Below are 15,150 nucleotides of genomic sequence, written 5' to 3'. Positions count from 1 at the left end.
CGGCTGGCGCTTGCCGACGTGCCGGCGATGCATGATGCGGTCGGTGATGCCGATCTTCGCCAGGGCCTCCCGTCTGCTCATGGACTCATACGCCTTGTCCGCCAGCACCGCCGCCTCGTCACCACAGATGAGGGCATCGGCGGCAGTGCTCTCGCCGATATCGGCGCTGACACAGGATGGCCTTGCGGATCAGATCAGAGCCTTGATCCACGGCCAGATGAACCTTGTAGCCGAAGAAGCTGCGTTGCCCTCGGCGGGTGAAGCCTGCTGCCGGATCCGTCGTGGAGACCTTGCCCTCCCGCATGAGCGGCCGCTTCACGTCCGCCTCCATCAAGGTTGCATCGCTCATCGTGCCGGCCTTGATCACGAGACCGCGCTGTTCCAGCTGCCGGTTCAAGGCTTCGAAGACCGTCTCCGCCAGACCCGCCTCGGCAAGGTCGATCCGGAACCGGGAAAGCATCGTCGCATCCGGCACCGCATCCTCCAGCCCAAGCCCGCAGAAGCGCCGAAAGCTTAGCCGGTTGGCCAGGGCCTCTTCGAGATCACGATCGGACAGCCGGTACCATTGCTGCAGGAGCATGGCCTTGAGCTGGACCAAGGGGGATAGGCCGGCCGCCCCGTCGGCGCCCGACGCATCGGCTGCAGGAGTGCCTCCATCGGCACCCAGTCCACCTGCGCCCTGATCCGCTCCAGGCGCTGGTTGCTGCCAAAGGCCGCCGGCAACAGGGCTTCCACCAGGCTCACCTGACCACCGCCATGCGCACCATCGGCCGCCTCCGTCCTGATCGGCAGGATCGAATCACAGCAGCACGGCCAAGGCTAGGGCTTCGCGGCAGTCTCCTCTGGCGCGAGATGAGATCATCTGCGCCGAGAACGGCAAGGGCCGGCTCGTCAATGGCACGCACTTCGAGAGCATCACGCAGATGGTCGGGGGTTCAGATACCAACCGACAACTCGTCTCCTGTCGAAGGTGGTGACGGTGCCTGACGAGGCCGTGGCGCAAGTACCCGGCCTGAAGCAGGAGGACTGAGGCGTGACCCGCGCCGCAAGGCTCAGGCTCTACCGGGGTAAGGTGATCATCTACGGCATCAATCAGTTGCGCTGAGACGGCTTGCCCGCGCCGATCCATGACCTGAGATGGACCCGCTCACCTAACAAGATCGCGAAGGCTCGTTGCGCCAGCCCCTCCATGTTGGCCGCCTCCTTGGTACTCGATCTGCGCAAGAACGTGGCCGAATTGCGCAGGCTGCCAGGAGCGGCCTGTGCTCCTGATCGCGGGGACTTCCTCTTGCGGAGCAGGGTCTGCCCGTGAGCAAGACGATGGATGATCGCCTCCGCGAGCCCTTCTGTCATTCTTGCGCGCAGCGGATGTTCCAGCCCGCTGAAGGTCGTCCGTCATATCCCGATCGGCGTGTTGAATGCAGCTTTGCGTGCCGCCACGTTTTCGGTCTGCTCGCGATGCGACAGACGAGCCGAGGAACTGCAAAGTCGGGAGGAGGGCTCCCGGGAGCTCGCGGTCCAGGAAAGACCTGCATGACGAAGGCGGCGCTCGCATTTCTCTCGGACGGCTTCAAGGAAGCCCCGTTCTGGCGCGACGAACTGCCGGACGTGCCGATACCCGCGGTGGACCTTCCGGATAAGGTCGAGACCTTGGTGATCGGTGCGGGCTTCACCGGCCTCGTGACAGCGCTGACAATGGCGCGGGCCGGCCGGGAGGTGCTCGTAGTCGACGCGGGCGAACCTGGCCATGGCTGCAGCACCCGCAATGGCGGGCAGGTCTCACCGGAGATGCGGCCGACCAGTGAGGGGCTTGGCCGCAAGCTGGGGCCGGAAGCGGCGCAGCGCATCCTCGGCACGGGCGCCGCGGCGCACAAGTTCCTGCGCGGCTTCGTGGCCACCGAGAAGATCGACTGCGACTACAAGGTGTGCGGGCACTTCATCGGGGCCCACTCCCCCGGCCGGCTGAAGGACCTGGAGGCATTCGGTGCGGAGCAGCGGCTGTTCGGCAGCCAAGCCGTCATCGTGCCGCGCAGCGAGCAGGGAGCGTTCGTGGAGAGCGACGACTTCCACGGGGGCCTGGCGCTGCCCGACTGGAGCTCGATCCACCCCGGCCGCTACCACCGCGCCCTGCTGCGCCTGGCCTTGGCGGCCGGCGCGCGGATCCTGCCGAGCCACCGTGTCGAGAAGATCGACGATCTAGGCGATCATGCACGGGTCACCGTCGCCGGAAGGATGATTCAGGCCCAGGCTGTCGTGGTGGGCACGGACCGCTATGCCGACGGCGCATTGCCATGGCTCCGGCGCCGGATCGTCAGCGTGGCGAGCTACGTGTTGACGACGGAGCCGATGGATCCGGCCCTGGTTGCCCGGCTCTATCCAGGTGCCCGGATGGTCTACGACACGCGCAAGAACGTCAGCTACCATCGGCCGACACCGGATGGCCAACGCATCCTGTTCGGGACGGTCGTGCCACTGCAGGAGGCGCATGCGCTCGAGAGCTTGCCCATGGCCAGGGCGAACATGCTCAGGGTGTTTCCCGACCTGGTGGACGTGAAGATCAGCCATGCCTGGTACGGGATGGTCGGCGCTACCTTCGACCATCTGCCGCACATCGGCAGCCATGGCCGCATCCACTATGCGACCGGCTACAACGGTACTGGCATCGCCATGTCGACCTACCTCGGCACGATGCTCGGCCGAAAGCTGATGCGGGCCCCCGATGCCGTGACCGGACTGGACGGCCGATCATTTCCTACCATGCCCTTCTATACGGGGAACGCCTGGTTCAGGACGCCGCTTCTCTATCTGCATCAGCTTCAGGACGCCATGCGCTGACCTGAACACGCGACGGCGAGGAGGAGCAGCCAGGAGCAAGCAAAGTTATCCTCACTTGTTCCTGCGCCGTCCGCAGCTGTCGCAATGGCGCAACATGCAGCTGCATGCCAGCCGCTGCTTGTGCATGAACATCCTCCTGAGGACCAGCAATAGCTTCGGGAGCTTCAAGACAAATTGGACTTGAAAATGCTCCAGCTCTTACCATCTACAGTAGCATCGGGGTCCGGGCCCCTCTGGTAGTCTCGACAGGGACTGCGATGTCGGACTCTTCCACCTGATGAGTACTGTTGTTGGTACTCTGATCTTGGGAGTTCCTGATGCAGGCTGCATCCTTTGGCGCACACGCATCTGGTCATCAGCATCGGTCCATCGAAGACGCGCGTAGGCGGTTGGACAGGCTGGCGCGTTTGCTGGACAGCGCCATCCGCGTACCCGGAACTGAATTCCGCTTTGGCGCGGATGCGTTGCTGAACGTCATTCCCGGCGTAGGCACGGTCGCCGCCAAGGCTATGTCCGGCTACCTGATTTGGGAGGCGCGGCGCCTGGGCGTGCCGCCGGCAAAGCTGGCGCGCATGGTTGGCCATGTGGGCATCGATCTGGTGATCAGCGCGGTCCCGATCGTGGGCTGGTTCGGCGACGCGTTCTACCGTGCCAACCTCAAGAACATGGCCATGCTGCGCGAGCACCTCGACCAGCATGAGCGGGTGCTCGACCTGCAGCCTGAGCGGGTGCATGCGACCTCCTGATCAGGACGGCTGCTCTACTCTGCTGCCAAGCGCTGCGGCACCGTGATCCTGGAACGAGGGTCGCGGTGCATGGCGCCAGCCTTCATGATCATCGAGCATCGATCAGGGCCCACCAGGACAGACTGACCCTGCAAAGGGTTGCCGTCGACCAGCAACAGGTCGGCGAGGGCTTCCTCGGTGATGACGCCGAGCTCACCCTTGTGACCCATCAGATCGCCGCCCACGGCGGTGGCGCACTTCAGCGCCTCGGCAGGGCTGTAGCCGAAGAACTTCACGAAATGACCGATGTCGCGGGCGTTCTGCCCCATTGGTGTCAGCATCAAGCCGTAGTCGCCACCGACCACGACCCGCATGCCGCGCCGGCGCATCTCGTGATAAGTGCGGATCATGTGCTCGAACTTGCGCGGCAGGCCCATCCCGTCACCCACCTCCTTGGTCAGCCCGACCAAGTCCCCCTCGAACACCGCATTATGGACGAGACCGAACGCCGGACCGACGATGACGCGGTCCTTGCCGGCCTCCAGCATGCCGAGCGCCTCGTCATCGGCGAAGTCACAATGATAGATGCAGTCGATTCCAGCGCGCACCGCGCGCTTCACTGATTCCGCCGCACGGGAATGGCAGGCGACATGCTTGCCCCAGTCATACGCGGTTTCCACGCCGACGCGCAGTGCTCCTCGCTGAGCGAGACGATCTCGGCTCGGGCATGGCCCACGAACTCGTCGCCGGACACGTTGAACTTCACGTTGTCCACGCCTTCACGGCAACAGATCCGTTCAGGCGCGCCGGATCTCGTCGGGCGCGTCTGCGATCATGCCGAAGCTCTCGGCATGCATGTGCTGCTTGCGCTCGTCGGCAAGCCCGCCTGTCACGGTGATCTCGGGCCCGGTCGCACGATAGCGAGGTCCCGCCAGATAGCCGTCCTCGATCTCCTGGCGCACGTCAATCCGGAGCTTGGCAGACGCCGCGGCTTAGCATGAGGTGAAGCCACGGTTGAGGATGAGGGTAGCGTTGCCGCAGGTGCGCAGCAGGTGCTCCTCCGGCGGGATCTCGCCCAGGTCCTGGTTGCGGGCGGGCCCCATGAAGCTCCAGATGACAGTGTCCTGCCACCACGCCCGGCATCAGGAACTGGCCGGCGCCGTCGATCACCTCCAAGGCGCGCTCCCGCCCGATCCGTTAGGCACCTCGGGCCACCGCCTTGATGCGGTTGCCTTTCACCAGGACTTCCCCCGGATAGGCTGCTGCTGGTCCTCCCTGCGACCTTGTCGTCGGGCAGCGGCTTCTTCGACCGTTCGGGTGATCGCCTTTCCAACATTCTCCAGCATTCTGGAGCAAGTCGCGAGCACTTGCCCATCACGTCGAGGAGCACCGTGGCTTCCTGGACAATCGCGCCCCTTCGGCTATTCGGGAAGAAACAGGGATCGGGAGGGGCAGGTCGTGAAGCGGTCCGAGATCAACCAGATCATGCGCGCGGCGGACGCGTTCTTTCGCAGCCAGAACTTCCACCTGCCGCCGTTCGCCTACTGGTCACCTGACGAGTGGAGGAAGAAGGGCCCGGAAGCGGACGAGATCGTCCAGCATCGGCTGGGCTGGGACATCACCGATTTCGGTCGCGGCCGGTTCTGCAAGTGCGGCCTCGTGATCTTCACGATCCGCAATGGCGCGGTTGCGGATCTTCAGGCGGGCAGGGGCAAGCTCTACTGCGAAAAGATCCTGATGCTCCAGCACGACCAGGTCTGCCCGATGCATTTCCATTGGCAGAAGATGGAGGACATCATCAACCGCGGCGGCGGCGACCTGCATGTGCAGGTCTACCATTCGACACCGGCGGAGGACGTGGACGACCGGCCGGTCACTCTGCGGGTGGATGGCGTGCTGCGGACTGTCGATGCCGGAACGGCGATCCGGCTGCAGCCCGGCGAGAGCATCACGATCCTGCCAGGATGCTATCACAAGCTATGGGGTTGGCGGCACGACGTACTGATGGGCGAGGTCTCGCTCGTGAACGACGACGACCGGGACAATCGGTTCCTGGCCTCGGTAGGCCGGTTCGCCACGATCGAGGAAGACGAGCGGCCCTTGTTCCTGCTGCGGGACGACTATGAGCGATTTTGGGGAAAGGATTGACAGCCGGCGGCCGGATGACGGCCGCCGGCTGGGCGGATCACCCGAACACGCCGAACACGTTCAACGCTGAATAGATGCCGAGCAGGATGATCGCGATGCTGCTGACCACCAGTGCAGCGTTGAACAGGCCACTGCCATAGATGCGGGGGTCGGTCTCGGTGCGGCGTAGGTACCAGACGGCGGCCACGCTGCCGAGCAGGAAGATGCCGGTCATCACGCCGCCGATCTGCACCATGAACACCGGCGACTGGATGGAGAGGTAGGCAGCGCCCCAGATGATCGGCAGCGCCACGGTGAAGATGCGGATCCAGCGCAGGCGTGACTGGGTGTTCTGCCAGTCCACCACGCCGACCACCGACAGGAAGTTGACGTACATGCGCGACCAGCTGGGAATGGCCGCCCAAAGGGTCGAGCCCAGCACGGCGATGGCGCCGATCAAGAACATGATGGCTGCCCACTCGCCCAGCGTATCGGTGTACATACGCGACAGGGTCGTGATCATCTCGTTACCCTTGGGCACGAGGTTCTGTGGCCGCAGCACGGCAGCACCCATGACGAAGAAGGCGAGGGTGCCGAAGGTGTAGATCGCCCATGAGACGAAGGCGTCCTTGTACATGACGCTGATCCATCCCTTCGCGCGACGCACCCATGCTTCGCTGCCGTCGTTCGGGCCCACATTGCGGGCATAGCCCTTCTCGACGCACCAGTATGTGTAGAACGTGAGCTCATCGGCCCCGACGCCGGTGATCCCGAACATGGCGATGGCGACGCCGATCGTGCCGGCCGGAACGGCGAAGGTGAGGCCGCCAAGGACATCGGCCGGGCTGTAGCCATAGGGAGTGAAGGGCAACCCTAGCGCGATCACGATCGTGACGAAGCTGAAGATCACGACAAGGAATACAGCCCCCTTCTCGATCAGGTTGTAGCTGTTGCCATAAAGGAGCGCGATGCTGACGACCGCCAGGACCGCGGTCCAGATGGTGAGGGAGGTCGCGCCGAGCGGATCACCGCCGATCGGCATGAGAATGCTCAAGGAAGCGGCCGTGCCGCCCAGCACACCGCCGATCTGCAGGATCTTCGACAGGGCCATCAGGACCCATAGCAGGTTGATCCAGCCGACTCGGCCGATCTTGGGTGGCACCTTGTTGTAGCCCGTGAGGGCAGGCTGCCCGGTCGAGATGGTCCAGCGAGCGAGTTCCACCTGCACGGCGACCTTCACGAGCGTGCTGAAGATGACCATCCAGAGCAGGGCGAAGCCAGCGGTGGCGCCTAGCGTGGTGGTGGCAATCAGTTCGCCTGATCCTACGATCGAGGCGCTAAGAATCAGGCCAGGACCGAGGTGCCGCAAGCTCTGCCGCCAGCCGACCGGCGGCTCCTGAATCCCTTCCGGCGTCAGGTGGTAAGGATCATCGTCGGCAACCGCATAAGCCATCGGCGCGGTTTTCGTCTTTGCTGCCACCAGAGCCTCCCATCCTGTCTGGATGAACGGAACACCGAAGACGGCGATCGGCTCCATCGGAAGACGCTGCCCAGTTGACCGGGATATGCAAAGTTGATATCAACGTATTAAGAAGCAGAAGCTTACTTGGGGAGTGCACGGATGCAGATGAACACCTACCTCCAGTTCAACGGAAATTGTCAGGATGCATTCCGGTTCTACGAACGCTGCCTGGGCGGCCGGATCGAGGCAATGATGACCTATCGCGGCACGCCCATGGAGGAACACACGCCCGCCGGGTGGCGCGACAAGATCATCCATGCGTGCCTCGCCGTCGGCGACCGCCGGTTGATGGCATCCGACAGCCCTCCCGATCGCTATCAGGCGCCACAGGGGTTTCACGTCTCGCTGCATCCGACCGGTCCGGCCGAGGCAGAGCGACTGTTCGCAGCGCTCGGCGAGGGCGGCATCATCCAGATGCCGCTGGAGCAGACCTTCTGGGCGGAGCGCTTCGGCATGCTGGTCGACCGGTTCGGCACGCCGTGGATGGTCAACTGCGACCGGCCGTGCGGCTGAGCAGATCCTCTCGCGAGCTGTGCTGCGCCGTCCATGGGTGACGGACGCGGAACAGCGCGGCCATGTCATTGGCATTGATCAGCTCAAGCTTCGTCGGCGCCACCTGGCGCAGGTCGGGAACGCCCCCGGCGTTCAGGATCAGCACGTAGTCGTACTTTCGATCCCACCTGTTCAGGTAGGGCGCCTCTTCCAGATCGTCGGGATCCATCACCTCGTCCGGCCGCTCCTTGTCGAGCAACTCGTAGCTGGGCGGCCAGCCCTCGGGGATGGAGAGGTCCTGGTAAGGGATCCGGGCCTGGATCGGCTGCTTGGCCGGTTCGGCGAACAGGAGAGGCCAGAACGCGTTGCGCTCGATCGTCAGCAGCGCCGCCAGATGGATGAAGGTGGACGCGAGCTTGGTCACCCGCCGGCTCCGCTCCATCCCCTTGCGCCAGTAGGCCGGGTTGTCCTCCCAGTCGCTGATCGTGAGCAGCACCTTGCTTCCCGGCTGGACCGGCGCGATCGCCTGCCGCACGCGTGCCACGTCGGCTTGCGATCCGATCCAGACGAGGACGAGGACCGCCATCCGGACGGCGAACAGCGCGCCGAGGCCGAGGCCGCCCACCTGCGCGACCCGGCGCGGGATCGCAACCGGTGCCATGCCCGCAAACAGCAGGAAGCCCATCATGGCGGGCATCCTTAGGTCGACGAAGGAAGCCCCTTTCAGGGAGAAGGGGGAGAGCACGTAGGCAACCGACAGCACGACCATGGCAATGACGGTGCTGAGCGGCACCCTCATCCAGCCGCGCCACCAGGAGAACAGGATGCCTGCGCCGATCAAGAACCCGGTGCCGAGGTCCAGGTTCACGCGATAGTTCAGGAAGGGCAGGAACAGCCCGTAGGACTTGCGGCCGAGCGAGCGCCAGCGTGCCTCCGGCGCATTCCCGCTCAGCGCCGACATCGCATAGAAGACGACCGGCAGCACGAACACGCAACCCAGCATCGTCGCCGACCGGACCAGGGCCGGGCGCACAGGCTTGCCGGATCGCCAGCCGTCGTAGAGCTGCATCAGTTCGTGCGAGCCCAGCAGCACGGCCAGGAACAGAACGGCGAAGACATGCAGGAAGAACAGGAGCACCGCGCCGAGCGCGCAGCCGAGCACAGTGGCGACCGGAGCCCTGTCCCGAAACTCGATCCAGCCGGCGGCGACCACCAGCGCCAAGCCCAGACCGATCTGGAAGTTCATGAAGCCCAGCAGCGTGATGCCGTTATAGGCGACGAGCCCGCAGCCGAGCGACCAGAACGACCAATGCCCGAACAGCGCCCGGCTGAACAGGACGGCACCCAGCACCGGCAGGAGCACCGTAACCGCCAGCATGATCTTGCCAGCGGTGAACAGCGGCATGACCTTCAGCATGGGCGGCATGATCAGGTCGATCGCGATGTTGGGGATCAGCCCCCAGTCGATGGCGTAGATCCGGCTCATGATCGGGTTGGCCGGTCCCTCGGCCAGGATCTTCATCCGCGCCAGATGGTTCGGATAGTCCAGGACTGGCGGAAGCTCGACGACGAACAGCGGCAGAACCAGGATGATGGCCAGAACAGCTGCGGCCGCCCACCAGGAGGCGGATGCAGGCTGGCAAATCACCATGCCATGCCTGCTCGACGATCCGGGCAGGGCGCGGGTCGCATCGGTCATGTCAACTAATCCAGGAACCGGGCCGCAGCGACATCGGCGGGCGTGATCCTCGCCTCCTTCGCGCCGAAATGGCCAATGACATAGTTGGCGACGGCGGCCAGCTCCGCGTCGGTGTAAGCCTTGCCGAAGGCCGGCATGAACACGTCACCCTCACGGGTCCGCATGTGGCTGCCGTGGATGAGCACCTGCAGCAGGTTGGTGCCCTCCGGGTCATTCACGGTCTGCGCGCCGACCAGGGCTGCATGCGGGTGCTGGATGCCTTCACCATTCCATCCGTGGCAGCTGGCGCAGGCACCTTGAAACACGGTCAGGCCCAGCGAGGGTGACGCCAGCTGCTCGGGCGGCGGGGTCAACTGACTTGAGGCGGCCACCGCAGGCGGGTTGTCGTGCACGATCGTGGCATCGCCCGAATCCTGCGGCGGGACGGTACGCAGATAGGCGACCATCGCCCGGATATCATCCTGGGTCAGGTACTGGGTGCTGTACTCGACGACCTCGGCCATGCTGCCGGAGGCTGCCCCGCGGCCTTCGGCATGACCTTGGGCCAGATAGTCGGCGAGCTGCTGATCGGTCCAGTTGCCGATGCCCGTCTCCTTGTCGGAACTGATGTTGTAGGCCTTCCAGCCGGCGGTCACCGCGCCGGCGAACTTCTTGCCGCTGTCCTGGGCGAACAGGAGGTTGCGCGGCGTATGGCATTCGCCGCAGTGACCCATGGCCTCGACCAGATAGGCGCCCCTGTTCCAGTCTGCGGGGCGCTCGGGGTCCGGCGTGAGCCGGTCGCCGGGGACGAACAGGAGGTTCCAGGCGCGCATCAGGTAGCGCTGGTTGTAGGGGAAGGAGAGCTCGCTCGGGGGCGTTTCCTTGCGGACCGGCTCCATGCTGAACAGGTAGTCCTTGATGGCCAGCAAGTCCTCCGTGCTCATCAGTGCGTAGGACGCGTAAGGAAAGGCCGGGTAGAGGTTCTGGCCGTCGCGATCGATCCCGTGCTGCATGGCCCGTACGAACTCGGCATCGGTCCAGTCGCCGATGCCCGTCTGCTTGTCCGGCGTGATATTGGACGCGTAGATCGTGCCGAACGGCAGCTTGAAGGGCAGGCCACCTGCATAGGGCTTGCCGCTGGCGAGCGTGTGGCAGGCGGCGCAGTCGGCCGCCCGGGCAAGATATTCGCCACGCTCCACGCTCTCATGGCCAGGCGGCAAGGCCGCGCGTGCGGCAGTCACGTCTCCAAGCCTGGCCGGCCAGAAGAAGAATGCGACGGCGGCAACCGCCACCACGATCACGAGTGCGAGCAGGATGCCGGCCCAACGGCGCATCACAGAACCTCTTCGTCAGGGCGCGGCCGAAGCCTGCTGGATGGCACCCGGAGGCACCGATTCGGCGACCTTGTCGGCCAGGTCCGGGTTCAGGAGCGATCGGCGGTCGAACGGGTAGCGGCGCAGTCGCTTGCCGGTTGCGGCGAAGATCGCGTTGCCCAGGGCAGGTGCGGCGGAGACCGTGCCGGTCTCGCCGATGCCGCCAGGATCTTCCTCGTTGCGGATCTGGTGGACCTCGATCGGCGGGGTCTCGTTGATCCGCATCATCCGGTAGTCGTGGAAGTTGCTTTGCTCCACCCGGCCGCCGCTGAACGTGATGTCGCTGTAGAGCGCCGCCGAGAAGCCGAACACGAGGCCACCCTCGATCTGCGCCGCCACCGTGTCCGGATTGACCGTCAGTCCGCAGTCGATTGCCGCCACCACGCGGAGAAGGCGGACGTCGCCAAGGGGCGACACCTCGACTTCGGCCACGACAGCCAGATGGCTGCCGAACGAATCGTGCAGCGACACACCGCGTCCGCGGCCGGCCGCCAAAGGCGTGCCCCAGCCCGCTTTCTCGGTGGCGAGGTCCAGCACGGCCCGCCCGCGAGGGTTGTTTCCCAGCAGGGCACGCCGGTACTCGACCGGGTCGCGCCCGACGGCATAGGCAATTTCGTCGATGAAGGTCTCGACGACATGGACATTGTGGGTCGGGCCGACACCGCGCCACCATGTAATCGGTACTGGCGGGTCCTTGCGCGTCCAGTCCACATGTACCACAGGCAGGTCGTAAGGGGGCTTGATCGCGCCCTCGACGGCGTCGGCATCGAGCTTTCCCTCGGGCAGGCCGCCAGGGAAATAGCTGCCCATGACCGAGCCGCCGGTCACATGGTCGATCCAGGCGATCGGCATCCCCTCCGCATCAAGGCCCGCGGTGAGCCGGTCGAAATAGGCGGGGCGATAGAAGTCGTGCTGGATGTCCTCCTCGCGGCTCCATACGACCTTGACGGGGTAGGGGACCTGCTTGGCGATCTGTACCGCCTGGGCGACCGAATCCGCGACCAGCCGGCGGCCAAAGCCGCCACCCAGCAACTGGTTGTGGACGAGGACCTTCTCGGGCGGCAGGCCGGTGATCCTGGCGGCCGTCGCCTGGGCGACTGTTGGCACCTGCGTGCCGACCCAGATCTCGCAGGCATCGGGCCGGACGTGGACCGTCGTGTTGATCGGCTCCATCGTGGCATGGGCGAGGAAAGGCAACTCGTAGGCTGCTTCTACCCTCTTGGCAGCTCCTGCCAGGGCCGCGTCGGCATCGCCGTCGTGACGCGCCACCACCGCCGGGACCCGGCCGAACGCATCACGCAGGTCCTGGACGATCTCGGCGCTGGACAGGTGGGCGTGCTTGCCTTCCTCCCAGGTAATCTCGAGGGCTTCCAGGCCCCGCTTGGCTGCCCAGTAATGGTCGGCCGTCACGGCGACGGCGTTCTCGATCGTGATGATGTCGCGCACGCCTGGAACGCCACGCGCTGCCTTGTCGTCCACTGAGGCCAGCGTTCCACCGAAGACAGGGCAGGCCGCGACAGCAGCAACCTTCATGTCCGGCAGGCGAACGTCCAGGCCGAAGATCGCAGTGCCGTCCACCTTGCCGGGTGAGTCGACCCTGTGGGCGGACGTGCCGATGAGGGTCCAGTCCTTGGGCTCCTTGAGCGGCACGTCCTGCGGCACCGGTCGGCGGCCGGCGGCATCAGCAAGCTCGCCATAGCCGAGGGTGCGCCCGGTCGCGCCGTGCCGGACCACCGCACGCTCCGCCGTGCATTCCTCCACCGGCACGTTCCACTGCTCCGCGGCTGCGGCGATCAGCATCATACGAGCAGCGGCGCCAGCCTGGCGCAGCGGAACCCACGCACCGCGGATGGACGTCGAGCCGCCGGTGCTCTGCGACTGGAGGAGAGGCTGCTTGTAGAGTTCCTCATCGGCCGGAGCGGCCAGGACGCCGACCTGGTCGAGGCCGACCTCCAGTTCCTCGGCGATCAGCATCGCCTCGGCCGTGTAGATGCCCTGGCCCATCTCGACGTTTGGGGCGATCAGATCGATCCGGCCGTCGCGGCCGATCCGGATGAACCCGCCAGGTGCGAAGCCCTGGAATGCATCACCCGTGTCGCCACCCCCAGTGACGTTCTGGATGGAGCGCAGACCTGGCTGCTCTCCGGCCGCACGGGCCTTTTGCCGTCCCATGGCAGCAAAGGCCAGTAGAAGGCCGCCTACCTGGAGGAAGCGCCGCCGGGTCGGCTCCGTCAGTTGCTCTGGCATGATGCGGGCGAAGGAAGGACCGGTCGAGCTGGGCTTCATGGACAAGCCCTCCTCAAGCCTTGGCTGCCTCTTTGATGGCAGCCCGAATCCGGGTGTAGGTGCCGCAGCGGCAGATGTTGCCGGCCATCGCCGAATCGATGTCGGCGTCGCTGGGCTCCGGCACCTTCGCGAGCAAAGCTGCAGCCGACATCACCTGGCCGGACTGGCAATAGCCGCACTGGACGACCTCCAGGGCCAGCCAAGCCTCCTGCACCTTCTTGCCTGCCGGAGTCTGTCCGATGGCTTCCACGGTCGTGATCTGACGCGCGCCGACCGATCCGACCGGCAGGATGCAGGAACGCACCGGCCGGCCGTCAAGCTGCACGGTGCAGGCACCGCATTGTGCAATGCCGCAGCCGAACTTGGTGCCGGTCAGCCCGATCACGTCACGCAGCACCCACAGCAACGGCATGTCGGACGGGACGTCGACGCTCTGCGACTCGCCGTTGACGGTGAGCTGGATCATGATGCGCTCCACAGCTGCAGCCCGCTCTCGGGCCAATGGTGCGCTGCGGTAACGGATCAGTGTCCGGAAGGTCTCCCGGCAACAGTATGATTTTTTGGAAAGCCTGCAGCGGGTGTGCGGCTCAACGGAACTGCTCGTCCACCGGCACCCGGTAGGCCGCCACGAGCCGATTGGTCTCGTTCGCCATGCCGATCACCGCGACCAGCTCGGCGAACATCTCCGGCGTCATGCCCGCTTTCGCGGCCGCCGCTGAATGGGAAGCGATGCAGTACTCGCAGTCATTGGTCACGCTGACAGCGATGTAGACCAGCTCCTTCATCAAGGGCGACAGGGCGCCATCTGCCATGATCTCCTTGATGCTTGCCCAGGTGCGGGCGAGCGTCTTCGGGTCGTTGGCAAGATACTTCCAGAAATTGTTTACGTCCTTGAGGTTGCGGGTCGTCATGATGTCGTCGAAGACCATACGGACTTCGGGACTGGCGTCGGCATAGGTGATCGGGGCTGGGCGGGCCATGGAGCTGCTCCTGAACGGTGGCACGGAAACGGGCTGGCCGCCCGATTACGCCCTTCGGCCGATCTCTGCCACTCAGGTGGAGCCGGCTTCATCGATCCGTGCAGGCGGGCAATCTTCCTCGTCGTTGCAGAATCAGGTTCTGGCCGTCCGCAGGGGTACAGCGTGGAAGCCGGTCGTCTTGTGAGGGCGGGACGAACACGCTGGCTGCTTGGATGGGCAGATCAGACGTAAAGCATGGTATCGCTTCATGATGCCATATCGCCCACGCTGCCCGACTCCTGCCTCTCAAGACTGGGCCATCAAGATGGACATCGTTTGCCTGTCGGCTACCTCGCCTAGAGCAGCACGAGCAGTCCGGTGAGTGTGGCGATGCCGGCCAGATGGCTGCCGAAGACCACCAACGCGATCGGACGCTCCAGGACGTTGTAGCGCTGGGCCAAGACGAAGACGCTGGCCGCCGTCGGGAGGGCCGAGGTGACCAGGGTCGGTTCGGCGAGGGCCGCGGGAAATGGGACCATTTGCAGGGCGGCGAAGACGATCGCGGGCAGGACCAGGAGCTTGGCTGCGATGATGCCGGCCGCCAGGCCGTAGTCGCGACGCAGGCCCATGCCGCCCGTCAGCGTGGCACCAAGGGCAAACAGCGCGCCGGGGCCGGCAGCTGGCCCCAGGATGGCCAGGAAGCCTGTCAGCGGCGATGGCAGCGGCAGGTCGAAAGCAGCGACGACGAACCCGGCAAGGACCGCGAGGATCAGCGGATTGGTGGCGATAGCCCGGCCGACGCCAAGGATGCCGATTCTGCGCGTGCCTCCACCGGATTCGATGAGGACGACGGTGAGCGTCTGCATGACGATCGAATCGAGCGCCGTTGCGATCACCGCCGGCAGGGCCTGGGCTTCGCCATAGGCAGCCAGCAGGAGCGGCACTCCCATATAGCCGACATTGCCCCAGGATGCGCCGATCGCGGCGATGGCGCTCTCGGCGCGCGAGCGGCGGAAGGCGAGGTTCATCGTGATGAACACGATGCAGTAAAGAATCAGTGTACCGGTCCACAATGATGAGACACCGATGTGCGCTCACGCGGCCATGTGCATCTGACCAAGCTGGCCGGCTCGAACCTGGGCGGGTGTCCGGT

General features: G+C 65.2%; 14 protein-coding genes. 4 read left to right on the top strand and 10 right to left on the bottom strand.

Annotated elements, in window-relative coordinates:
- Positions 1-118 precede the first annotated feature (118 nt).
- Positions 119-667 (bottom strand): transposase, encoded by a 549-nt coding sequence (locus tag VHL31_RS17665; protein WP_329662557.1) that lies wholly within the window; start codon positions 665-667, stop codon positions 119-121.
- An 866-nt stretch (positions 668-1,533) separates the two neighbouring features.
- On the opposite strand from VHL31_RS17665, the gene VHL31_RS17660 reads away from it, so the two are divergent.
- Together VHL31_RS17660 and VHL31_RS17655 are read left to right on the top strand one after the other, a co-directional pair.
- Complete coding sequence (locus VHL31_RS17660) at positions 1,534-2,835, top strand: FAD-binding oxidoreductase (protein ID WP_329662556.1); 1,302 nt, start codon at positions 1,534-1,536, stop codon at positions 2,833-2,835.
- Positions 2,836-3,152: 317 nt separating this feature from the next.
- Entirely contained in the window at positions 3,153-3,581 is a 429-nt protein-coding gene (locus VHL31_RS17655) for a DUF4112 domain-containing protein (protein ID WP_329662555.1), read from the top strand.
- Between the two features lie 14 nt (positions 3,582-3,595).
- Here VHL31_RS17655 and VHL31_RS17650 read toward each other — a convergent pair whose 3' ends face one another.
- Together VHL31_RS17650 and VHL31_RS17645 are read right to left on the bottom strand one after the other, a co-directional pair.
- The gene (locus tag VHL31_RS17650; RefSeq protein WP_329662554.1) at positions 3,596-4,240 is read right to left on the bottom strand and encodes an amidohydrolase family protein; all 645 of its coding nucleotides are present in this window, start codon (positions 4,238-4,240) and stop codon (positions 3,596-3,598) included.
- Between the two features lie 117 nt (positions 4,241-4,357).
- Positions 4,358-4,522, bottom strand: a complete 165-nt coding sequence (locus VHL31_RS17645) for a hypothetical protein (protein ID WP_329662553.1) — start codon at positions 4,520-4,522, stop codon at positions 4,358-4,360.
- Positions 4,523-5,018: 496 nt separating this feature from the next.
- On the opposite strand from VHL31_RS17645, the gene VHL31_RS17640 reads away from it, so the two are divergent.
- Positions 5,019-5,708: a D-lyxose/D-mannose family sugar isomerase gene (locus VHL31_RS17640; RefSeq protein WP_329662552.1), complete on the top strand. Its 690-nt coding sequence runs from the start codon at positions 5,019-5,021 to the stop codon at positions 5,706-5,708.
- 37 nt (positions 5,709-5,745) lie between these two features.
- On the opposite strand, the gene VHL31_RS17635 is transcribed toward VHL31_RS17640, so the two are convergent.
- Positions 5,746-7,140: an Nramp family divalent metal transporter gene (locus VHL31_RS17635; RefSeq protein WP_329662551.1), complete on the bottom strand. Its 1,395-nt coding sequence runs from the start codon at positions 7,138-7,140 to the stop codon at positions 5,746-5,748.
- 168 nt (positions 7,141-7,308) lie between these two features.
- On the opposite strand from VHL31_RS17635, the gene VHL31_RS17630 reads away from it, so the two are divergent.
- Positions 7,309-7,722, top strand: coding sequence for a VOC family protein (locus VHL31_RS17630; RefSeq protein WP_329662550.1), 414 nt, complete (start codon positions 7,309-7,311; stop codon positions 7,720-7,722).
- Here VHL31_RS17630 and VHL31_RS17625 read toward each other — a convergent pair.
- The 6 genes from VHL31_RS17625 to VHL31_RS17600 form a co-directional block, all read right to left on the bottom strand.
- Complete coding sequence (locus VHL31_RS17625) at positions 7,697-9,400, bottom strand: hypothetical protein (RefSeq protein WP_329662549.1); 1,704 nt, start codon at positions 9,398-9,400, stop codon at positions 7,697-7,699. The genes VHL31_RS17630 and VHL31_RS17625 overlap by 26 nt on opposite strands.
- A gap of 5 nt (positions 9,401-9,405) precedes the next feature.
- Positions 9,406-10,713, bottom strand: a complete 1,308-nt coding sequence (locus VHL31_RS17620) for a cytochrome c (protein ID WP_329662548.1) — start codon at positions 10,711-10,713, stop codon at positions 9,406-9,408.
- A 15-nt stretch (positions 10,714-10,728) separates the two neighbouring features.
- The gene (locus VHL31_RS17615) at positions 10,729-13,038 is read right to left on the bottom strand and encodes a xanthine dehydrogenase family protein molybdopterin-binding subunit (protein WP_329662547.1); all 2,310 of its coding nucleotides are present in this window, start codon (positions 13,036-13,038) and stop codon (positions 10,729-10,731) included.
- 13 nt (positions 13,039-13,051) lie between these two features.
- Positions 13,052-13,504 carry a (2Fe-2S)-binding protein gene (locus VHL31_RS17610; protein ID WP_329662546.1) on the bottom strand — a complete coding sequence of 151 codons (453 nt, stop codon included), beginning with the start codon at positions 13,502-13,504 and terminating at the stop codon, positions 13,052-13,054.
- Between the two features lie 121 nt (positions 13,505-13,625).
- Positions 13,626-14,018: a carboxymuconolactone decarboxylase family protein gene (locus VHL31_RS17605; RefSeq protein WP_329662545.1), complete on the bottom strand. Its 393-nt coding sequence runs from the start codon at positions 14,016-14,018 to the stop codon at positions 13,626-13,628.
- Between the two features lie 335 nt (positions 14,019-14,353).
- Complete coding sequence (locus VHL31_RS17600; protein ID WP_329662544.1) at positions 14,354-15,070, bottom strand: AEC family transporter; 717 nt, start codon at positions 15,068-15,070, stop codon at positions 14,354-14,356.
- Positions 15,071-15,150 lie beyond the last annotated feature (80 nt).

Source organism: Geminicoccus sp., from assembly GCF_036263595.1.
In the GTDB taxonomy this organism is placed as follows: Bacteria; Pseudomonadota; Alphaproteobacteria; order Geminicoccales; family Geminicoccaceae; genus Geminicoccus.
Note: the sequence above shows the minus strand (reverse complement) of the source record. Positions and strands in the feature narration are given on the sequence as shown.